Source organism: Luteococcus struthionis, from assembly GCF_048595755.1.
Classification (GTDB): domain Bacteria; phylum Actinomycetota; class Actinomycetes; order Propionibacteriales; family Propionibacteriaceae; genus Luteococcus.
In genome coordinates this window covers 1,347,639-1,368,458 of record NZ_CP184360.1, presented here as the reverse complement: position 1 = coordinate 1,368,458, position 20,820 = coordinate 1,347,639, and the positions used below count along the sequence as shown (strand labels likewise).

Sequence of the window (20,820 nt, the reverse complement as noted above, 5' to 3'; positions counted from 1 at the left end):
TGGAACTCAGCGGCTTGGCGGCGAGGGTGGGATTCGAACCCACGGAGAGTTGCCCCTCGGCCGCTTTCAAGGCGGCTGCACTAGTCCACTATGCGACCTCGCCGTGCCCGCCCGTGGGGCGGAACATCGTCAATCCTAACCGACCCTGGCGAAGCACGGCGCCGCGCGTAGCGGCTGTGGCAGGCTGGAAGCATGCATGCGATCACCGTGACCGAAGCAGGCGGCCCCGAACAGTTGCAGTGGAGCGAGGTGGACACTCCCACTCCCGCAGCCGGAGAGGTGCTGGTCAAGACCATCGCGTCGGGCGTCAACCGCGCTGACCTGTTGCAGCGGCAGGGCCACTACCCGCCGCCGAAGGGCATCAGCGAGGTGATGGGCCTGGAGGCCACCGGCACCGTCGTCGAGCTGGGTCCGGGCGTCACCGGCATCAGCGAGGGCGACGAGGTTGTCTGCCTGCTCGCCGGCGGCGGCTATGCCGAGTACTTCGTCGTGCCTCAGGGGCAGTGCCTGGCGCTGCCGAAGGGCGTGGACGCCGTCACCGCCGCGGGCATCGTCGAGGTGGCCGCCACCGTGGTGAGCAACATGGACCACGTCGGGCTCAAGCCCGGCGAGACCTTCCTGGTGCACGGCGGCGCTGGCGGCATCGGAACCTTCGCCATCCAGTACGCCAAGGCCCTGGGCTGCAAGGTGATCACGACCGCTGGCAATGAACGCAAGCTTGAGCACTGCCGGCAGATGGGCGCAGACCTGGCCATCGACTACCACGACGACTGGGTGGCTGCCGTCAAGGAGGCCACCGCCGGGGACGACTTCCCGCACAAGGGCGTCGACGTCATCCTCGACGTGATGGGCGCCAAGTACCTGGAGATGAACGTCGACGTGCTCGCGATCGGCGGGCGGCAGGTGACGATCGGCCTGCAGGGCGGCCGCAAGGGCACCCTCGACTTCGGCAAGCTGCTCAACAAGCGCGCCACCGTCACCGCCACCAGCCTGCGCTTCCGCCCACTGGAGCAGAAGGCCGAGATCTGCCAGCGCGTCGCCGAGGTCGTGTGGCCGATGATTGCCGACGGCCGGATCAAGACCTCGCCGGAAACCCGCATCCCCCTGCCGGAGGCCCGCCGCGCCCACGAACAGCTCGACGGAGGGGACAATGTCGGCAAGATCATCCTGGTGGCTCCGTGACCCGGAACGAGTGGTCGACGGGCACCTGGACGCATGAGCCGGCCTCGGTGAGCGCCGACCCGGATGGCCTGTTGGTGACTTGTGTGGAGGGCAGTGACGCGTGGCGGCACACCAGCTATGGCTTCGTGCACGAAAGTGAGCACGCGCTGGTGGCCCCGCTGGAGCCCGGCAGCGCGGTGGAGGTGGTCTTCCTCGCCGACTTCTCGCAGCAGTTCGACCAAGCGGGCGTCTACCTCTGCTGGGACAGTGAGCACTGGATCAAGGCCGGGTGTGAGTTTGCCGACGGCCGCCTCCAGGTGGGCGCCGTGGTCACCGACGGCCACTCCGACTGGTCAGTGCGGCCCGTCGACTGGCTGGGCCAGCGCGTACGTGTACGTGCCTCCTGGAGCGACGGGGCCGTGACGATCCGCGCCGGCCTGGACGGGGAGGCACTGGAGCTGGTCCGGGTGGCCCCCTTCGACGCCCAGGCACCGGTCAGCGCAGGACCCTTCACCTGTGCCCCAACCAGAGCCGGCCTCACGACCCGGTTCACCAGCTGGGAGGTGCTCCCGGCGGACGTGTCGCTGCATCCCTGAGCCCTCGACAGGCTCGGGGAACACGACCCCGGCGGCCGAGCTCGTCGAGGCCCCTCGACAGGCTCGGGAAACGGCACTCAGCCGAAGATCATCCAGGCGAACCAGGTGCCCCAGACCACGGCCAGCAGGCCGAGGACCGCGGGGATGGTCACGCGCCATTCCCGGCCTGGCACGGTGTCTGGTTCGTGTCCGATCTCGCCACGCATCCTTCCCATGGCTGGCAGGGCGTAGTAGACGTCGACGGTGGCGCCCTCGGGCACCTCGATCGCGGCGGCGGCCAGACCCGTGCGTCCGGTGGCCACCCGGCCCACGACCTCGATCTCGTGCCTCCCGGGGCTCACCGGCAGGTCGTGGACCACCGCCGGGTCCCCTGCCTCGAGGTGTCGTGGCTCCCCATCCAGATGCACCAACAGGGGCTCCTTGGCATTGATCGCCAAGGCATGCAGACGAAGGATGGTGGGTTCGGCCATGGGGGCAGTCTTCCAGACAAGTGCCTGCAGCGGCCCGGGCACGAGTTCCCACTTTGCAGGAGGGATAGTGCGAGGAATATTTATTCGACGCATCGAATAGGTATGCGCTAGGATTCTGTTGTGTCCAAAGTTCTGACTGCCCTTCCGGCCGGCGAAAAGGTCGGCATCGCCTTCTCAGGAGGTCTCGACACCTCTGTTGCCGTTGCGTGGATGCGTGAGAAGGGTGCAATCCCCTGCACCTACACCGCCCACATCGGCCAGTACGACGAGCCCGACATCGAGTCGGTGCCCGGCCGTGCGGGTCAGTACGGCGCCGAGATCAGCCGCCTGGTGGACTGCCGCGAGCAGCTCGTCGAGGAGGGGCTGAGCGCCCTGGCCTGCGGCGCCTTCCACATCCGCAGCGCCGGCCGCGCCTACTTCAACACCACCCCGATCGGCCGTGCCGTCACCGGCACCCTGCTGGTGCGCGCGATGGCCGACGACGACGTGCACATCTGGGGCGACGGCAGCACCTACAAGGGCAACGACATCGAGCGCTTCTACCGCTACGGCCTGATGGCCAACCCGAACCTGCGCATCTACAAGCCCTGGCTCGACGAGGACTTCGTCCGCGAGCTGGGCGGCCGCGACGAGATGAGCGTCTGGCTCACCGAGCGCAACCTGCCCTACCGCGACTCCAAGGAGAAGGCCTACTCCACCGACGCCAACATCTGGGGCGCCACGCACGAGGCCAAGACCTTGGAGAGCCTCGACGTCTCGCTGGAGACCGTCGAGCCGATCATGGGCGTGAAGTTCTGGGATCCTTCGGTGAAGATCGAGACCGAGGACGTCAAGGTCACCTTCCACCAGGGCCGCCCCGTCGAGATCAACGGCGAGAGCTTCTCCTCCCCCGTCGACCTGGTCATGAAAGCCAACGAGATCGGTGGCCGTCACGGCCTGGGCATGAGCGACCAGATCGAGAACCGCATCATCGAGGCCAAGTCCCGCGGCATCTACGAGGCCCCCGGCATGGCGCTGCTGTTCATCGCCTACGAGCGCCTGCTGAACGCCATCCACAACGAGGACACCCTTGCGAACTACCACTCCGAGGGCTTCCGTCTGGGCCGGCTGATGTACGAGGGCCGCTGGCTGGATCCGCAGAGCCTGATGCTGCGCGAGTCGATCACCCGTTGGGTGGCCTCGGCCGTCACCGGCTCGGTGACCCTGCGCCTGCGTCGCGGTGAGGACTACACGATCCTCGACACCGACGGCCCCAACTTCAGCTACCACGCGGAGAAGCTGTCGATGGAGCGGGTGCAGGATGCCGCCTTCGGCCCCACCGACCGCATCGGCCAGCTGACCATGCGCAACCTGGACATTGCCGACTCGCGCGAGAAGCTCGAGATCTATGCCTCGCAGGGTGTGCTGGGTGGCGCCTCTGCCGAGCTGGTGGGCGAGCTCAAGGCCGGCGCCGGCAAGTCGATCCCGTCGCTGGGCCGCGGCTCCGACGAGGCCGAGGCTGCCCTGGATGCAGCCGCGATGGACTTCGGCCTGGACTGAGCCCCACTACCCCTGCTCACGACTGTGGCCCCGACCTTCGTCGGGGCCACAGTCCGTTCCGGTACACCCGGTGTGCAGGGTCAGGGGTGATCCGGATCAGTTGTCGCCGTCGCGGTCATCGTCGTCGTCACGGTCGTCCGTACCGTCGTTGTCATCGTCGGCATCGTCCTTGTCATCCTTGCCGTCGTTGTCGTCGTCACGATCGTCCTGGTCGTCACGTTCGTCGTCGGCATCATCGGAGGAGCGCTGCTCCCCCTGGTCGCGGTCATCGTCGACCGCGGTGGCCGGGGCCTGGGGTTCGCCCTCGTCATTGCCGGACGAATCATTGCAGGCGCTCAGGCCCAAGGACAGGACGCACAGCAGTGTGGCGAGCAGCCGTCGAGTGGTCATGGAGAAGCTCCCTTCGATGATCGGTGCCCCCATCCAACAGAGGTCACCCCGTCACCGCCAAGGAAATGCCCTCAGGGCGAACAGTCGGGGCATGTGCCCCGCCGACGCCGCATCGGACCTGGGTCACGCTTCCGCGTTGAGCCGAAGCCCTTTCCGCATCGCCGATCAAGGTTGCACACTCGGCACTGGCATCCGCACATGCTGGCTGCCCTGATGAAAGGAGTTTCCCCATGGCCACGCTTCCGGACCTGCCCTTGGACTGGCAGGAGGAGCTGTACAAGAAGCTGCACGCCCAGCCCGAACTGTCCATGGAGGAGTCCGAGACGGCCGCAGAGGTGACCCGTCGCCTCGACGAGATGGGCTACCAGACCCAGCAGATCGGTGGCGGTGTCGTGGGCGTGCTCACCAATGGGGACGGCCCCACCGTGCTGGCTCGCGCCGACATGGATGCGCTGCCGGTCCAGGAGGACAGCGGGCTGGACTACGCCTCCACCGTCGACGGCGTGATGCACGCCTGCGGCCATGACTTCCACGTGACCTGCGCGCTGGGCGCTGCCCAGGCCATGACGGAGATCCGCGACCAGTGGCAGGGAACCTACATCGCGCTCTTCCAGCCCGGTGAGGAGACGGCGGCCGGCGCCCGCGCCATGGTCGACGACGGCCTGGTGGACAAGATCCCCAAGCCCGATGTGTGCCTCTCGCAGCATGTGCTGCCCGAGCTGGCCGGCACCGTCATGACGGCCCCCGGAGCAGTCCTGTCCGCCGGTGACAGCATCAAGGTGACCGTGCCCGGCAAGGGTTCCCACGGCTCGATGCCGCACCTGGGCGTCGACCCCGTCGTCACCGCCGCCAGCATCGTCGTGCGGCTGCAGAGCATCGTCAGCCGAGTCATCGCCCCCGGCGACTTCGGTGTGGTCACCGTCGGCAGCATCCAGGCCGGCGCCAAGTCCAACATCATCCCCGACTCGGCCACCCTGCTGCTCAACGTGCGCACCTACGACGAGAGCGTGCGCGAGAAGATCCTCGAGGCCATCGAGCGCATCGTTCGGGGTGAGTGCCAGGCCAGCGGCGCCACCGACGAACCGACCTTCGAGTACTACGACCGCTTCCCGCTCACCGAGAACGACGAGGCCACCAACACCACGGTGACCGATGCCTTGCGCGAGCACTTCGGCGACGACAAGGTCACCGAGCTCGCCCCGGTTCCGGCCAGCGAGGACTTCAGCGTCATCCCCGATGCCTTTGGCGTTCCCTACTGCTACTGGGGTGTGGGTGGTTTCGAGGAGGGTGCCACTCCCGTCGGCAACCACAATCCCAAGTTCGCCCCCACCATCCACCCGACGCTCGAGACCGGGACCGCTGCGCTGGCTTCGGCCGCCCTGGCCTGGCTCGGCTCCCGCGAAGGCGAGGGCCGATGAGCACCGCCGCCACCGAAGCCGCGACCACCGGCCCCAAGGGCTTCCAGGGCAACGAGAAGTTGCTGTGGGGCATCGTGCTGGGTGTCACCACCTTCTGGCTCTTCGCGGGCACCACCGGAACGGTGGCCCGCAACATGCTGGAGGAGATCAACGGCCCGGCGAGCTCCCCCGGCGTCTGGGCCAACCCGCATGTCAGCGTCAACCAGATGAACCTGGCGGTGTCCATCACCGCCTTGTTCAGCGGTCTGTTCATCGTCCTCGCCGGCGGCCTGTCCGACAAGCTGGGGCGGGTCAAGATGGCCATGGCGGGCAATGTGCTCGGTCTGGTCGGATCCCTGCTGGTGGTGCTCGCCACCGGCTCCCTGGCCTTGCCCTTGCTGCTGACCGGCCGTGCCATCCAGGGCCTGTCTGCCGCGTGCATCATGCCGTCGACGATGGCCCTGCTGAAGGCCTACTGGGACGGCCCCGCACGCCAGCGCGCCGTCTCGATGTGGTCCATCGGTTCCTGGGGTGGCTCCGGCCTGGCCGCCATCTTCGGTGGCTTCGTCGCCTCCAACCTGGGGTGGCGCTACATCTTCTGGGCCTCGATCGTGATCTCGCTGATCTCGATCGCCATGATGTGGGGCACGCCGGAGAGCCGCGCCGAACGCAGCGCCCCGAGGGCCTTCGACATCGTCGGGCTGGGCGTGTTCATCGTCGCCGTGCTCGCGCTGATGGTCGTGGTGATCTTCGGAGCCCAGCTGGGTTGGGCCAGTCCGGCCACCTTGGGCCTGACGGCGGTGGCGCTGATCGGCTTGGCCGTCTTCGTCTGGTGGGAGAAGAAGCAGGAGAACCCCTTCATGGACTTCTCCCTGTTCAAGAACAAGACCTTCACCGGCGCGACGATCTCCAACTTCACCATCAACGCCACCATCGGCCTGTTGATCGTCAGCCAGCAGATGCTGCAGCTGGCCCGCCCCGAACGCTTCGACCCGTGGCGCGCCGGCCTGCTGACCCTGGGGTATGCGATCACCATCATCGGCTTCATCCGCGTCGGCGAGAAGTTGCTGCAGCGCTTCGGCCCCCGCAAGCCGATGCTCTGGGGTGCGCTCATCGTCGGCCTGGTCTGCATCCTGCTGGCCATGACCCAGACGCTGGTGGCCACCTACACCGCCCTGGCCGTGGTGGCCTACTCGCTGTTCGGTCTGGGGCTGGCCTTCTACGCCACGCCCTCCACCGACGCGGCGCTGGCCAACCTGCCCGCCTCCCAGTCGGGCTCCGGCTCGGGCATCTACAAGATGGCCTCCAGCCTTGGCTCCGCGATGGGCGCGGCCCTGTCGCTGGCCATCTTCACCGCCGTGATGGGAGGCGACAGCACGCTGATCGGCGAGGTGATCCACATGCAGGGCATCCAGTCCAATGCCGCGATCCGAACCGCAGGAATGGTGACCATGTTGTTCAACCTGGCACTGGTGGTGGTCTCGGTCGTGGCGATCATGCTGACCGTCCCGAAGCAGGAGGAGCAGCAAGCGCAGGGCTGACGCTGCGTGCAGCTGGGCCCGGGCACGCAAAGGCCCGGGCCCAGCTGATCCGGCCCAACTGGCCCGGCTGCGCTGGCCTCGACTCAGCTGGTCCAGGCCCGCCACAGGCTGGCGTACTGCCCGTCGAGCGCCATCAGTTCGTCGTGGCTTCCCAGTTCGGCGATGCGACCATCGATCACCACGGCGATCCGGGTGGCGTCATGGGCGGTGTGCAGGCGATGGGCGATCGCCACGACCGTGCGGCCCTCGAGCAGGCTGGCCATCGATCCCTCCAGATGACGAGCGGTCTTGGGGTCGATCAGGCTGGTGGCCTCGTCCAGCACCAAGGTGTGCGGATCCGCCACCACCAGCCGGGCGAGTGCCACCTGCTGGGCCTGGGCCGGGGTGAGCGCATGCTTGCCCGAGCCCACCAAGGTGTCGAGCCCCCCGGGAAGCCGTTGCACCCAGTCAATGGCCTCCACGGCCCGCAGGGCCTCCCACACCTGGGCGTCGGTGGCGGTGTCCTCCCTGGCCAGGACGATGTTGTCGCGCACGCTGCCGACGAAGACGTGGTGCTCCTGCGTCACCAGCGCAACTCGGGTGCGCAGATCTCCCAGGGGCAGTTTCATCACGTCGACGCCCCCGACCAACACCTGGCCCGCGCGCGGCGCGTTGATGCCGCTGAGCAGCCGCGCGAGCGTCGACTTGCCCGAACCGGACGGGCCGACGATCGCCAGCCGCTCCCCCGGGTCCAGGTCGAGACTCACGCCGTGCAGCACGTCGTGCCCTTCCCGGTAGGCAAAGTGCAGGTCGTCGGCCACCAGGTGGTCGCCGTCGGGCTCCTCGCCGGAGGCTTCGCGGTCTTGCGGCACCGCGGCGATGCCCAGCAGACGGGTGGTGGAGGCCATGCCCACCTGCAGCCTGTCCAGCGTCTGGATCAAACGGTCCATCGGCTCCACCAGCTGCTGCACATAGATGGCGGCCGCGGTGATCTGCCCCAGGCTCACCAGCCCCCGGGAGTGACCCCAGGCGCCCAGCAGGACGATCAGCACCAACGGCCCCTGGTAGGCATAGTCGACGCTGAGGAACATCTGGTTGCGCAGCGTCATGGTGTAGCGCTCGGCCTGCGACGAGACCTCCACGTCGTGCTCGGTGCGCGCGGTGCGCAAGTCCTGCATCTGCAAGGCCTCGACCGTGCGGGCACCCTCGACGGTCTCCGTGATCCCGGTGTTGATGCGCGAATAGGTGCCGCCCTCGGTGATGTAGCCCATCGGTGCTCGACGCAGGTAACCCCGGGCGACGATGGCCAGCAGGATCAGCGAAAGCACGCTCGGCAGGGCCAGCAGCCACGAGTTGAGGAACATGGCCACCAGGGTGAGCACGGTCATCACCGAGGCGATCACCAGCTGCGGCAGGGCCCAGCGCACCGCACCCGACATCGTGCCCACATCACGGGTGACACGGGTGACCAGGTCTCCACTGGAGGCGCGCTCCACCGTGCCCAGCGGAAGACGCAGCACGAAGCGCACCACGTACTCGCGGGCCTCGGCCAGCAGGCTCTGCCCGAAGACGGCGCTGGTGCGTCGCGCGGCGAAGGTGAGCACGGTCTGGAGCAGGACCACACCCACCACGGTCAGCGCGATCCCGTCCAGCTCGGCGGCCAGGCTGTCGCCGGACTGGCCGGCCCTGTCCACCAGCTCCCCCAGCATGCGTGGCACCAGCAGACCCACCACGGCGGCCAGCGCGTTCAGCGCCACCAGGGCGACGGCAAGGCTCTTGCGACGCGCGAGCATTCCCTTGACGAAGGACAGCACCGCGGAATCCGGCGCCACCGGGAGACCGCGCTCCGGGTTCCGCGAGGCGCGGTAGTAGTCCTCGGCGCGTCGGGCGCGCAGGTCACGGCGATGACGCCAGCCCCGCAGCCGCAGGGGCAACCAGACCGAACGATCCAGGCGCAGCGCCTCGGGGATCTCGTCGGCTCTGGTCGGTACGTCCTGCCAGGTGCTGGCGGAGGTGGCGAGCAGGTCGTCGGTGGTGCTCATTCCTGTCCTCCTGTGGGGTCCTGGTCGGGCTCGTCGGCCATGTCACGCACCACCACGTCGCGGTAGGCGGCATTGCTGGCCAAGAGCTCGGCATGGCTGCCCTGGGCCACGGCCTTGCCGTTCAGCAACAGGACCACCTCGTCGGCGTGGTGCAGCAGCAACGGCGAGACCGTCGTGATGATCGTGGTGCGGCCTCGTCGGTACTGCGCCAGGCGTTCGGCGATCCGGGCCTCGGTGTGGGCGTCGACGGCACTGGTGGGTTCCACCAGGACCAGCACCTCGGGATCGGCCAACAGGGCCCGGGCCAAGACCAGCCGCTGGCGTTGGCCTCCCGACAGGCCCCGGCCACGTTCGTCGAGAACGCCCTGCCACCCGCCGGGCAGCGCATCGTAGACGTCCTCGGCCGAGGCCGTGCGCAGCGCCTCCTCGGCCTGCTGCCGGGTGGCCCGGCCATGTGGGTCGAGCAACTCCTGCAGTGTCCCGGCGAAGACCTGCATGGTCGTGCCATTGACCAGCACCCGGGCCCGCACCTCGTCCAGTGGGACCCGCGAGAGGTCCACCCCGTCGAAGCTGACGCCCCAGTGACTGGTGGCCAGCGACTCGTCAGCGGCGATGCGGGAGGCCAGCTCGGCCTCCTTCTGTGTCTGGGCACGCTTGGCGGCCCTGCCCTTGAGGTCCTCGTCCACCTGCAGGCTGACGGCCTCGGTCTCGGCCGGCAGATAGCGTCCGATCCGGTCGGCCAGGGCAGCGGAGTCGTCGGGAACCGCGCTGACCACGACGGTGAGCCTGTGTGGCTGCAGCACCGCGCCCGAGCTCTCGTCGACGATGACGGCACCATGCGGGAGCGGCACCGGGTCGCTGGAGTCCTGCCAGGCGGGCCGCTGCCCCAGCACGGCGATGGTCTTTCGCGCTGCGACCAGGCCCTGGACCCACTTCTGCACGAACTCGAAGAAGGTGCTGATGGGCCAGACCATGAAGATCGCATAGCCGAAGAAGCTCACCAGCTGTCCGATGCTGAGCCGCCCCGCCAGCATCTCGCGGGTGCCCAGCCAGGTGAGCAGCACCAACAGCAGTCCCGACAGGAGCACGCTCAGGGCGTCGACGGCGGCCTGCCAACTGCCCGCCCTCACACCTGCCCGACGCACTCGCTGCGACTGGTTGGCGTAGTTGTCGCCAAAGGTGCGCTCGCCGCCGATGCCGCGCAGGATGCGCAGGCCGGCCACGATGTCGGTGGCCATGCCGGTCAGCTCGCTGGAACGGCTGCGCTCGGAGGCCTGGGCGCGCTGCAATGGCTTGAGCAGCGGTGCGGAAGCACCCACCAGGACCGGCGCCGCGATCAGGGTGACCACGCCGAGCTTGACCGACTCCCCCAGCACCAGGGCGGCCACGAAGCCGAAGGCTGCCAATGCCGCGATGGCCCGGCCGGTCACCTCGAAGACCATGCCGAAGACGTCGGCATCACCGCCGGCGATCGAGAGCATCTCCCCCGAAGGGGTTCGCCTGGTGGCCACGTGCCCCAGCTGGGTCGCCTTGCGCTGCACCAGCTGGATGGTCTTGTACATCGCCACCAGGAAACCGGTGACGCCACTGGTGTGCATCAAGGTTCCACCCACGACGCCGAGCGTGATGCTGAGCACCATGAGCAGCGCCCACGGCAGGGTGGCCATGACACTGCCGTGGCTGACACCCTCGTCGATGGCACGGCCCAGCAGCCAGGGATTCACCGCGCTGGGCAGGAACCACAAGGCCCCGACGACCGCGCTTGCGGCCACCAGGTCTGCCTGCCGGCGCAGCAGCCAGCGCAGGTAGCGCGATGGGCTGCGGGTGTCCGGCTCCTGGCGTTCGACGGCCCCGCGCGCCGCACCAGTGGCATCGAGGGCGTCGCGGGTTCGTCTGCTGAAGGCCTGGAGGGCCGGAGGAAAGGTCTGCATGGCAGTGATGACACTAGGGGCTGGCACTGACAGTTGGCGACCAATTTTCCGGCGCCTCACCGGTGGTCTGCCGACGCCTCAGCTGGGGATGCTGCCCTTGGCCACCTGGCACTCATCGCCGATCTGCATGGGGGCGATCCGACCTTGGGAACGCAATTCCTCCAGCCGGGGCAGGACCCGGTTGCGTACATCCCAGGGCGACAAGGTGTTGAGGTAGATCTTGGTGGCCCCCTCGAAGCCCGCCAGCGTCGAGATGCGCCACTTGAGGATGATGCGGAAGGGCACCGGGAGGTCGGTCTCCACCGGCCCCTCGTCCAGCGTCGGCGGGCGGTGGTGCCACTCCTCATTGCACGACAATGTCGGCCCGGCGGCCGCGTGCATGGCGTGCAGCAGGTCACTCATCCCGTCCAGCTGCTGTGGGCTGAGCCGCCAGGGCTCCTGCTGCTGGGACAGCGAGTAGACCTCGATCGACGGATAGCGGTGCCCGAAACCCGCCAGCGCCACGGCATGCTCGTTGGCGGCCAGCACCAGGCCATGCTCGATGGCGACGTCCAGCAGGTGCTCGTTGAAGGCATTGGGATTGCGGGCCAGCACATCGGCCGCGGCATCCACGTGGGCGCCCACCTCGTCGATGGCCACCACCTGACGGTGCAGGTGCTCGAAGGAGGCCCCGGCTGGCTTCAGCCAGTTCTGGAAGACCGAGACATAGCGAACAGCCGCGTTGCTGGCATACAGGTCTGCCATCGCCTCCACGCTCATCGCGACATAGGCGCGGTGCTCGGCAACCGAGAGCTCGCCCGAGGAGGCCAGCTGGTCGGTCGCGGTGGCACCCTCGACGTGGTGGCGGCGGGGAATCACCAGCTCGTGGGTGGTGCCGAACCAGCCCAAGGCGGCCTGACGCAACGCCTGGCGGTCGGGGCCGGGCGCGTCGTCGGCAAGGCGGTGCTTGAGGCGCCAGACATGGGCCAGGTGTGCGCGCCCCGCAGCATCGGCCAGGTACTGCTCGGCCCGCTCCACCACCTCGTCGGAGAGCTCGACACCGTGGTTGAGCCGCCAGTAGTCCAAGGAGCAGATCTCGAACAGGTTCGGCACGCGACGAAACAGTGGTTCGGTCAACGCAAGCTGGTCGGCCCGCAACCCGGTCAGCGTCGTCCACTGGTCGCCTTCACGCAGCAACCGGGCCCGCTCGGGCGGATTGTCCAGGTGGTGGCCCGGGCAGAAGGCACAGCGATCGGCCACACCGCCCGGGGGCAGGGGTGTGGGTTCGTCCAGGGCGGCGGGCAGGGGACGTTTGCCGCGGCCTGGCATGGTCCACACCTGGGTTCCCGTGAAGGGGTTGCGCTGCTTGACCGTCCCGTCGGGCAGCACCTGGAGCAGTTCGTGACTTGGCCGCATTGCCCCAATCTAGTCACCATCATTGCCCCAATGTCGTCACCATCGCGACGCGGCGGGGCGCACCTTTCCTGCGCGGAAGCTGATGATGACCCCCTTGGAAGTTAAGCTGCAGTAGTTCCTTGGAGAACTTCAGGTGAATTCCGCTGTGGAATTCGGCCTCGAACCTGAAGCTGAGCCAAAGCCGGGGGAGCCTGAAGTTCCTGATTCTGCTCCGGGTCACCAATGGCGGTTTTCCAAGCAGACAAGGGTTCCACCAGACACGATCATTCGGATTCAAAAATCAAATGCTCAACCATGAGTACGGGTACTCAGAACCGCCTAGGTAGTGAGGCCTGAACCAATCGGGTAATCGGCTTCACAGAACCTGTTTCATGGGCCTCGCCAAACCTGAAAGGCTGGCGTGGCAAGGCAGTCGACCCCCCACCCCAGGGCGCCGGTGGCCTGCAGGGAAATCGTTCACCCATGGAATCCCGCTCGAAAGTGTCGCTGAGAAACAATGAAGCCCCAGACCACCACCGCCATCTCGGAGCAGGCCTGCGTTGAATTGGCCACTGTTTTCCAACACCCACTGCTGGAGGACGGCCAGACCCCGGCCAATGCTCGAGAACGCCATCTGCAAACACGACTCATGCATCAGGCCGAACAGGCCTGCGGCAGCTGCCCGCTCCTGCAGCGCTGCCTCTACAACGCCGTCGTGGAACACGACGTGGCCGGTTATTGTGCCGGCACCACTGCTTCCCAACGCAATGCCATCCGCGCGCGTCTGGGCCTTCGTGTGAAGCCAGAGGATCTCGACTCCTTCGCCGGCGTCGTCACCCCGAACCGGCAGATCGATCCTCATGAGGTGCTGCGCCTCCGCGCCGCCAACCCGCACGATTCGCTCGAGACCATCGCCCAGAGACTGGGATGCAGCCTCTCGACGGTGAAGCGCCACCTGCGCAAGGCGCGCACCAGCCAGATCCAGCCCCGCGCCCTGCGTCAGGTGCGCCCCAGCATGGAACAGGTGCTGCTCGTCGCCCGCCAGGTCTTGCGCCGCGAGCCCGCCAGCCGCGACCAGGCGGCCTGAAACTGGACATGGCAAGGATGGATGGCCGGGGCAGCAATGCCCCGGCCATCCTTTTGTCATGAACTGGACACCACTTGCTGCCAGACTCGATCCATGAGTTGGAAACCCGAGATGGTTGCGCTCGACATCGACGGCACCGTCGTCGACCTCGAGGGCAACCTGCCCAGCACCGTCGTGGATGCGGTGCAACGCGTGCTGGCGGCAGGGACGCCCGTCGTCCTGGCCACCGGCCGTTCATGGCAGGACACCAAACCAATCCACGAAGCGCTCGGCCTGCAGCCCGGCCCCGCGGTCACCAGCAACGGAGCGGTCGTCGTCGACTACCCGCCCCTGCACCTGCGCAAGCAGATCACCTTCGATCCGGCGCCGGCCATCCGCAAGGTGCTGGGCCATGCACCCCATCTGCGCGTGGCCGTCGAGGACGCCGGAGGTGGATATCGCGTGAACACTCCCTTCCCCGACGGTGACCTCACCGGCCAGGTCACCATCCAGGAAGTGGACGAGCTGTGCGCCGTTCCGGTCACCCGAGTCATCATCCGTGACCCGAATGCCTCCAGCGACGACTTCAAGCGTCTGGCCAAGGATCTGGGCATGCACGGCGTGAGCTACTCCATCGGCTGGTCTGCCTGGCTCGACATTGCCCCGGTGGGGGTGAACAAGGCCTCCGGACTCAAGGAGGTGGTGGCCGAGTTCAAGGTGAAGCGCAAGAACGTGCTGGCCATGGGTGACGGCCGCAATGACGTGCACATGTTGAAGTGGGCCGGCCGCGGTGTCGCCATGGGCGACGCCCCCGACGAGGTGAAGAAGTGCGCCGACCATGTCACCGGCAACTTCGCCGACGGCGGCACCATCGAGGAGCTCTCCCGCTGGTTCTGAGCAGCCAGCCAGAACACCAAGAACCCAAAACGAAGAACTGCCCGGCGCTCCTAGTGGAGCGCCGGGCAGTGCGTCTGGAACCTCGTCCTGGAACTCAGGCCCTGGGCGTCAGCTTCTCGAGGCCACCCATGTACGGGCGCAGGGCCTCGGGCACGTGCACCGAGCCGTCGGCCTGCTGGTGGTTCTCCAGCAGCATGATGATCATGCGGGTCATGGCACACAGCGTGCCGTTGAGGGTGGCCAGCGGGCTGACCTCGCCGTCCTTGCGCTGACGGATGTTGAGGCGACGGGCCTGGAACTGGGTGCAGTTCGAGGTGCTGGTGATCTCGCGGTAGCGGTTCTGGGTGGGCAGCCAGGCGTAGCAATCGTACTTGCGGGCCGCGCTCAGCCCCAGGTCTCCACTGGCCACGTCCAGCACCTGGAAGGGAAGCTCCAGGGCGGTGATGAACTCCTTCTCGAAGTTCAGCAGCTTCTGGTGCTCGGCCTCGGCATCGGCCGGATCGCAGTAGACGAACATCTCCCACTTGTCGAACCAGTGGACGCGGAAGATGCCGCGGGTGTCCTTGCCATAGGACCCCGCCTCACGACGGTAGGCCGGGCTGAAGCCGGCATAGTGCAGCGGCAGCTTGGCGGCCTCGATGATCTCGTCGGAGTGGTAGGCGGCCAGCGGCACCTCGGCGGTGCCCACCAGGTAGAGGTCGTCGTTCTCCAGGTGGTAGACGTCGGCGGCGGCCTGGCCCAGGAAGCCGGTGCCCTCCATGGCCGACGGCTTCACCAGGGCGGGCGGGATCATCGGGGTGAATCCCCACTCGAGGACCTTGGCCATGGCGAACTGGCTCAGCGCGAACTCCAGCTGCGCACCGACACCGGTCAGGAAGTAGAAGCGCGATCCGGAGACCTTGGCACCACGCTCCATGTCGATGGCACCGAGCATCTCGCCCAGCTCCAGGTGGTCGCGGGGCTCGAAGCCCTCGGCGGCGAAGTCACGCGGCTGGCCGATGGTCTCGATGACCTCACCGTCGTCCTCGCCTCCGGTGGGGACACCCTCGATGACCAGGTTGCCCAGCTGCTTCATCAGCTCGTCGTAGTTGCGGCCCGCCTCGTCGGCGGCGGCCTGCGCGGCCTTCACGTTGGCGGCAAGTTCCTTGGTGCGCGCCAGCAGCTGCTGCTTCTCCTCACCCTGGGCCTTGGCCACCTGCTTGCCGAGCTCCTTCTGCTCGGCACGCATGGTCTCGAAGGCCTGGATGTTGCTGCGACGCGACTCGTCGGCAGACAGCAGCTGGTCGACGACCTCTCCTGAGCCGCCGCGCGCAATCTCACTACGACGGATGCGGTCTGGGTCGGTGCGCAGCAACTTGGGATCGATCATGGGGCACAGCCTACCGATGAGCGGCCGCCACCACCCACGAGGCCGGAAGGGCTTGGCAGCCCGTGAGAGAATCGACGCCATGCTTGCCCGCCTGGTCGACCGCTTCAGGCGTCACTTTGCCCAGACGACGCTGGTCGTCTCGCTGGTGGCGCTGACTGCGTGGACCCTGGGCACCTTTGCCACCGACTGGCTGGCCCCGCTCGACAGGGTCGCGGCCCGCCAGCACCTCACCCCCGGCAGTCCTGCCGCCCAGGTGTGGGAGGCCATCGCCGTCGTCACCCTGCCGGGGCTGCTCGCCGTGCTGATGGTGGCGGTGGCGGCATGGGCCTGGCGACGTCGCCTGCGCAACCTCTCCATGGCCTTGCTGCTCTCGGTGAGCCTGGCCTGGGCCTCGGCCAACCTGCTCAAGTTGCTGCTGGGCCGGCCCCGCCCAGACTCCCCCTTCGACGTCATCACCGCGCACGGCTCGAGCTACCCCAGCTCCCACGTGACGATGGCGACGACGGTGGCGCTGATGGTGGTGGCCACCACCACGACCACCCGGCAACCGGTCGACTCCCGCTACCTGTGGCGTCTGGTGGGTGTGCTCGGCGTGCTGACGATCTCGGCCGACCGCATCGTGATGAATGCCCACTGGCCCACCGACGTGGTGGCCGGTTTCCTGCTGGGCCTGGTCTGCGCCAGCCTGGCCTGCCTTGCGTGCCGGGTGCACATGCTGCCACTGCCACCCCGGCACCGCGTCGACGGCCGGCCCCGCACCTGCGCGGTGATCTGGAATCCCTCCAAGGTGCTCGACCGGGCCAGCTTCCGTCGCACCCTCGAGTACGAGTTGGAGGCGCGAGGCTGGGCGGACGCCCTGTGGCTCTCGACCCGCCCCGACGATCCCGGTTATGCCATGGCCCGCGAAGCACTGGAGCGCGACGTCGACATGGTGGTGGTGGCCGGCGGCGACGGCACGGTGCGGGTGGTCTGCTCCGAACTGGCCAACAGTGGCATCCCGGTGGGCATCATCCCGGCAGGAACCGGCAACCTGCTGGCCCGCAACCTGGAGATCCCGCTGGACGAGGTGGCCGCGGCCCGGGTGGCCTTCAACGGCAAGCCCCGCCCGATCGACCTGGTGCGGGTACGAATCGACGGCGAGCAGAGCACCGAGCACTTCGCCGTGATGGCCGGCATCGGCATCGACGCCCGCATCATGCAGAACACGCGCCCCGAGCTGAAGAAGATGGTCGGCTCGGCCGCCTACTTCCTGGCCGCCGCGCAGGAACTGTCGGCCGAGCCGATGGACCTCACCTTCCAAGCCGACGACGGCCCCGTGCAGCACCGCCGGGCCATGATGGCCGTGGTGGGCAATGTCGGCATGCTGCAAGGCGGCATCCAGCTGCTTCCCAATGCCCGCCCCAACGACGGCCTGCTCGACCTGATCGTTGCCTCCCCACGCGGCTACGTCGACATGGCCACCATGACCGCCCGCTTCCTGGGTCGCCGGGGCACGGTGGATGGCGTGGACCAGGTACAGGCGCGTCGGGTGCGCCTGGAGGTGGCCCAGCAGATGCCCTATGAGCTGGACGGTGACAGCGGTGGCCGCACCACGGTGTTCGAGGCCGAGGTGGCGCCCGGCGCACTGCTGGTGATGCAGCACTGAGCCCAGCCCACAACGTCACGGCGATACCGACGACGCCGTCAGGTGACGGACGGGTTGCGCGCCCAGAGCCACGTGATGACGGCAGCGACGGCAGACATCGCGACGAAGCCGGTCATCACCTGCGGCAGCGTGAACGTCCGGGTCAACTGGCCGATCACGAGGTTGGGCACCATCGCGCCCAGATAGCAGGTCACGTAGATTGCGGCCAGCACACCCGCCCGCTCCGACGGGGCCGTGCCCTGCAACAGGCCGCGGATGCCCGAGGTGACGGTGAGCCCCTGCGAACAGCCGGCCAGGGCGCCGAAGAGCAGGAAGCCGATCATCGCGCCGCCGGAGAGGCTGGCCCACAGGCCCACCGCGCCGACCAGGAAGCCGGTGATGCCGATCCGCTGCGCCGTCGCCGGCAGGAAGCGGCTGCCGAGGCGGGCCCCAAGGATGCCGGGCACCATGAAGGAGGAGAAGACCAGCGCCATGCCCAGGGCCTTGTCGGTATGCAGGTAGTCCTTGGTGATGCTGGGGCCCAGCGACTGGTAGGCGGCGCCCAGCGCCCACGTCGACATGAAGGTCGTCGCCGCCACCGGCATCAGGCGCCGCACGTGGGGTGGCAGCGCCAACCGGGGCCGGAGCGAGGCCAGCACGCCGGGCGTGCGGGGATGGGTCTCGGGAGCCAGCAGCACCAGCACCAGGCTCACCCCCAGCAGGACGATCACGGCGAAGTAGACGGTGGTACGTGGCGCTGGCCCCAGGTCCACCAGCGCCCCCGACCCAAAGGCTCCCAACGTCATCCCCACATTGGAACTCTGGGAGGTGATCAGCGTCGCCAGCCACGGCGGCCTCGCCGGTGCGGCGTCCACGACGTAGGCCATGACCGCACTGGAGGCCAGACCACTGCCCACCCCCATCAGGAAACGACCCAGCACCAGTGGCGCCACCGACTCCACCCGCAGCAGCACCACGCACCCGGCCATCACCACGAGGAGGGTGGCGATGGTCAGTGGCCGTCGTCCCAGATAGGTGGACAACCGCCCCAGGAAGAGCAGCGCCGCGATGGTGCCCAGGAAGTAGAGCCCGACGGCCAGCGAGAGGTCGGCGGTGGTGACCCCGTTCTCCGCCCGGTAGGTGTTGTACAGCGGCAGGGGCGCGGCAGCGGCAACGAAGGAGGTCACGAGGGCCAACGTCGCGGCCACGAAGGCCAGGCCCTGCGGGCGCTGGTGCCGGGCCCCAGCGACGTGCTGCCCCATCCGGCCCCTCCCTCCCACGACACGGCCTGCCCCAGTATCGCCGGAGCGCGAGGCCCACTCAATCGTGTCCAAGTCGTAGCCGGACGGTTTTCCCCTCGTTGAGCAGACCCCCTTCACAAGCGACTGACCGCATGGTCTAATGTAGTCATCGTCCTCACGAGGACACCCAGGATTGTTACCCGGCCACGGTCGGGGCAAGACCCGGAACGCATCAGTGCGTTCTGGGTCTTTTTTGTTTACCGGCCAAGGTGGCCGGCATCAGGAAAGGAAGTCCGGCAATGGCGTCGGTTGACTACAGGAAGACGGCGGAGGAGATCCTCGCCAACGTGGGCGGTGAGGCGAATGTCTCCGGCCTCACGCACTGCGCAACCCGGCTGCGGCTCAAGCTGCGCGACGAGTCGAAGGCGGACACCGCCGCCGTGGAGCGGATCCCCGGTGTCATCACCGTGATGAAGGCCGGCGGCCAGTACCAGGTGGTGATCGGCAACAACGTGCCCAAGGTCTACGCCGCACTCGGCGAGATCTCCAAGCTCACCGGCGACACCGCCTCCGACGAGGACACCGGCCCCAAGGGCAGCCTGCTGAACCAGTTCATCCAGCTGATCAGTTCCATCTTCCTGCCGGTGCTGTGGCCACTGTCCGGCGCTGGCCTGTTCAAGGCCGGCCTGGCCGCCGCCACCACCTTCAAGTGGATCAGTGATGCCAGCACCACCTACATCATCCTGAATGCCGCGGCCGACGCGCTGTTCAACTTCCTGCCGATCTTCCTGGCCGTCACCGCGGCCAAGCGCTTCAAGGCCAACCAGTTCACCTCGATGGCGATCGCCGGCGCGCTGGTCTACCCGAGCATCGTTGCGTTGAACACCGTCGGCACCCCGGTGGAGTTCTTCGGCATCCCCGTCGTGATGATGAGCTATGTCAGCTCGGTCATCCCGATCATCGTGGGCGTGTGGCTGCAGAGCTACCTGGAGCGCGGGCTGAACAAGGTCCTGCCTGACTGGCTGCGCAACTTCATGACCCCGCTGATCACCATCGCCCTGATGGTGCCCTTCATCCTGATCACCATCGGCCCTGTCACCACCATCGCGGCCAAGGGCGTCTCGTCGGGTGTGAACTGGCTCTTCGCCACTGCCCCGTGGCTGGCCGGTGCCGTGATGGGCGCCGGGTGGCAGGTCTTCGTGCTCTTCGGTTTGCACTGGGGCCTGGTCCCGATCATGCTGAACGACCTCTCGACCCAGGGCTACACCCTGCTCGGTGGCCCGCTGCCGGCTGCCGTTCTGGCCCAGGCCGCCGCCGCCCTGGCCATCGCGCTGCGCACCAAGAGCGCCAAGCGTCGCGACATCGCCACCGCGGGTTCGCTGTCCGGCTTCGTCGCCGGCGTCACCGAGCCTGTGATCTACGGCGTCAACCTGCCACTGAAGAAGCCCTTCTACTTCGGCTGCGTCGGCGGCGCCATCGGCGGCATGATCGCCGCCCTGGGTGGCAGCGCCAATGACCAGTTCGTCTTCCCCAGCCTGTTGGGTCTGGCCGGCTACATGAACCACGGTTCCTTCGTGATGCAGCTGATCGGTTGCGCCGTGGCCATCGGGATCGCCTTCGCCCTCACCTTCCTGTTCGGGCCTCGGGAACAGGCCGACGAGGTGACCGACGTGCTGCCCGACCCCGTCGTCGACGAGGATGCAGCCACTGCAAGCACGACTCCGACGGCCACCGGAACGCTGAGTCTGGGCTCCCCGGTGGCGGGTGAGTTGGTTGCCCTCGGCGACGTTCCGGACAAGGTCTTCGCCTCGGGCGCGATGGGCTCCGGATTCGGCATCCGCCCCACCGACGGCAGCATCGTCGCTCCTTGTGACGGGGACGTGGTGGTCGCCATGAAGACCGGCCACGCCTTCGGCATCAAGAACGACCACGGCATCGAGGTCTTGGTCCACGTGGGCATCGACACCGTCCAGATGAAGGGTGAGGGCTTCGCCCCCCAGGTGGCCAAGGGAGACCGGGTCACCAAGGGACAGGTGCTGTGCACCATCGACCTGACCAAGGTGGCCGAGGCCGGCTACGACCCCACCACGGTCGTCGTGGTGACCAATTCCGACAAGTTGACCGAGGTGACACCCGCAGTCGCCGGGCCCGTTGCCGCCGGCGCAGACGCCTGCGTCGTCGTCGCCTGAAACCCACCAGCAGA

16 protein-coding genes and 1 tRNA gene are annotated in these 20,820 nt (G+C 67.8%); 9 read left to right on the top strand and 8 right to left on the bottom strand.

Translation table 11 applies throughout. The annotated features are described in order from the left end of the window. Positions 1-15 precede the first annotated feature (15 nt). Positions 16-103: transfer RNA gene (locus ACOAMO_RS06175), tRNA-Ser, on the bottom strand. Between the two features lie 89 nt (positions 104-192). On the opposite strand from ACOAMO_RS06175, the gene ACOAMO_RS06170 reads away from it, so the two are divergent. Next, on the top strand, positions 193-1,182 hold the full coding sequence (locus tag ACOAMO_RS06170; protein WP_420176711.1) for an NAD(P)H-quinone oxidoreductase: 990 nt from the start codon (positions 193-195) through the stop codon (positions 1,180-1,182). Further along, positions 1,179-1,757 carry a DUF1349 domain-containing protein gene (locus ACOAMO_RS06165; protein ID WP_420176710.1) on the top strand — a complete coding sequence of 193 codons (579 nt, stop codon included), beginning with the start codon at positions 1,179-1,181 and terminating at the stop codon, positions 1,755-1,757. Before ACOAMO_RS06170 ends, ACOAMO_RS06165 begins: the two co-directional genes overlap by 4 nt. Positions 1,758-1,834: 77 nt before the next feature. Here ACOAMO_RS06165 and ACOAMO_RS06160 read toward each other — a convergent pair whose 3' ends face one another. Further along, positions 1,835-2,227: a hypothetical protein gene (locus ACOAMO_RS06160; protein ID WP_420176709.1), complete on the bottom strand. Its 393-nt coding sequence runs from the start codon at positions 2,225-2,227 to the stop codon at positions 1,835-1,837. 120 nt (positions 2,228-2,347) lie between these two features. Here ACOAMO_RS06160 and argG point away from each other — a divergent pair, with 120 nt between their 5' ends. Next, the gene (argG, locus tag ACOAMO_RS06155) at positions 2,348-3,766 is read left to right on the top strand and encodes an argininosuccinate synthase (RefSeq protein WP_420176708.1); all 1,419 of its coding nucleotides are present in this window, start codon (positions 2,348-2,350) and stop codon (positions 3,764-3,766) included. Positions 3,767-3,862: 96 nt separating this feature from the next. Here the strand turns inward: argG and ACOAMO_RS06150 are convergent, their stop codons facing one another. Next, positions 3,863-4,156, bottom strand: a complete 294-nt coding sequence (locus ACOAMO_RS06150; protein ID WP_420176707.1) for a hypothetical protein — start codon at positions 4,154-4,156, stop codon at positions 3,863-3,865. Between the two features lie 230 nt (positions 4,157-4,386). Between ACOAMO_RS06150 and ACOAMO_RS06145 the strand changes: the two genes are divergently transcribed. Next, positions 4,387-5,574 carry an amidohydrolase gene (locus tag ACOAMO_RS06145; protein WP_420176706.1) on the top strand — a complete coding sequence of 396 codons (1,188 nt, stop codon included), beginning with the start codon at positions 4,387-4,389 and terminating at the stop codon, positions 5,572-5,574. After that, positions 5,571-7,094 carry an MFS transporter gene (locus ACOAMO_RS06140; protein WP_420176705.1) on the top strand — a complete coding sequence of 508 codons (1,524 nt, stop codon included), beginning with the start codon at positions 5,571-5,573 and terminating at the stop codon, positions 7,092-7,094. The genes ACOAMO_RS06145 and ACOAMO_RS06140 overlap by 4 nt, the downstream gene beginning before the upstream one ends. Positions 7,095-7,177: 83 nt before the next feature. Here the strand turns inward: ACOAMO_RS06140 and ACOAMO_RS06135 are convergent, their stop codons facing one another. From ACOAMO_RS06135 to ACOAMO_RS06125, 3 genes are all read right to left on the bottom strand, one after another. Next, positions 7,178-9,115, bottom strand: coding sequence for an ABC transporter ATP-binding protein (locus tag ACOAMO_RS06135; RefSeq protein ID WP_420176704.1), 1,938 nt, complete (start codon positions 9,113-9,115; stop codon positions 7,178-7,180). Beyond that, positions 9,112-11,046, bottom strand: coding sequence for an ABC transporter transmembrane domain-containing protein (locus tag ACOAMO_RS06130; RefSeq protein WP_420176703.1), 1,935 nt, complete (start codon positions 11,044-11,046; stop codon positions 9,112-9,114). The genes ACOAMO_RS06135 and ACOAMO_RS06130 overlap by 4 nt, the downstream gene beginning before the upstream one ends. Positions 11,047-11,124: 78 nt before the next feature. Continuing rightward, on the bottom strand, positions 11,125-12,441 hold the full coding sequence (locus tag ACOAMO_RS06125; protein ID WP_420176702.1) for a DUF4921 family protein: 1,317 nt from the start codon (positions 12,439-12,441) through the stop codon (positions 11,125-11,127). A gap of 496 nt (positions 12,442-12,937) precedes the next feature. Here ACOAMO_RS06125 and ACOAMO_RS06120 point away from each other — a divergent pair, with 496 nt between their 5' ends. Together ACOAMO_RS06120 and ACOAMO_RS06115 are read left to right on the top strand one after the other, a co-directional pair. Then, the gene (locus ACOAMO_RS06120) at positions 12,938-13,507 is read left to right on the top strand and encodes a sigma factor-like helix-turn-helix DNA-binding protein (RefSeq protein WP_420176701.1); all 570 of its coding nucleotides are present in this window, start codon (positions 12,938-12,940) and stop codon (positions 13,505-13,507) included. Positions 13,508-13,600: 93 nt separating this feature from the next. After that, positions 13,601-14,383, top strand: a complete 783-nt coding sequence (locus ACOAMO_RS06115; RefSeq protein WP_420176700.1) for an HAD family hydrolase — start codon at positions 13,601-13,603, stop codon at positions 14,381-14,383. A gap of 94 nt (positions 14,384-14,477) precedes the next feature. On the opposite strand, the gene serS is transcribed toward ACOAMO_RS06115, so the two are convergent. Then, entirely contained in the window at positions 14,478-15,752 is a 1,275-nt protein-coding gene (gene serS, locus ACOAMO_RS06110; protein WP_420176699.1) for a serine--tRNA ligase, read from the bottom strand. Between the two features lie 79 nt (positions 15,753-15,831). Here serS and ACOAMO_RS06105 point away from each other — a divergent pair, with 79 nt between their 5' ends. Next, complete coding sequence (locus ACOAMO_RS06105) at positions 15,832-17,397, top strand: YegS/Rv2252/BmrU family lipid kinase (RefSeq protein ID WP_420176698.1); 1,566 nt, start codon at positions 15,832-15,834, stop codon at positions 17,395-17,397. 38 nt (positions 17,398-17,435) lie between these two features. Here the strand turns inward: ACOAMO_RS06105 and ACOAMO_RS06100 are convergent, their stop codons facing one another. After that, positions 17,436-18,638, bottom strand: a complete 1,203-nt coding sequence (locus ACOAMO_RS06100; RefSeq protein WP_420176697.1) for an MFS transporter — start codon at positions 18,636-18,638, stop codon at positions 17,436-17,438. Positions 18,639-18,916: 278 nt separating this feature from the next. Between ACOAMO_RS06100 and ACOAMO_RS06095 the strand changes: the two genes are divergently transcribed. Then, the gene (locus ACOAMO_RS06095) at positions 18,917-20,806 is read left to right on the top strand and encodes a beta-glucoside-specific PTS transporter subunit IIABC (RefSeq protein WP_420176696.1); all 1,890 of its coding nucleotides are present in this window, start codon (positions 18,917-18,919) and stop codon (positions 20,804-20,806) included. The last annotated feature ends 14 nt before the right edge of the window (positions 20,807-20,820 follow it).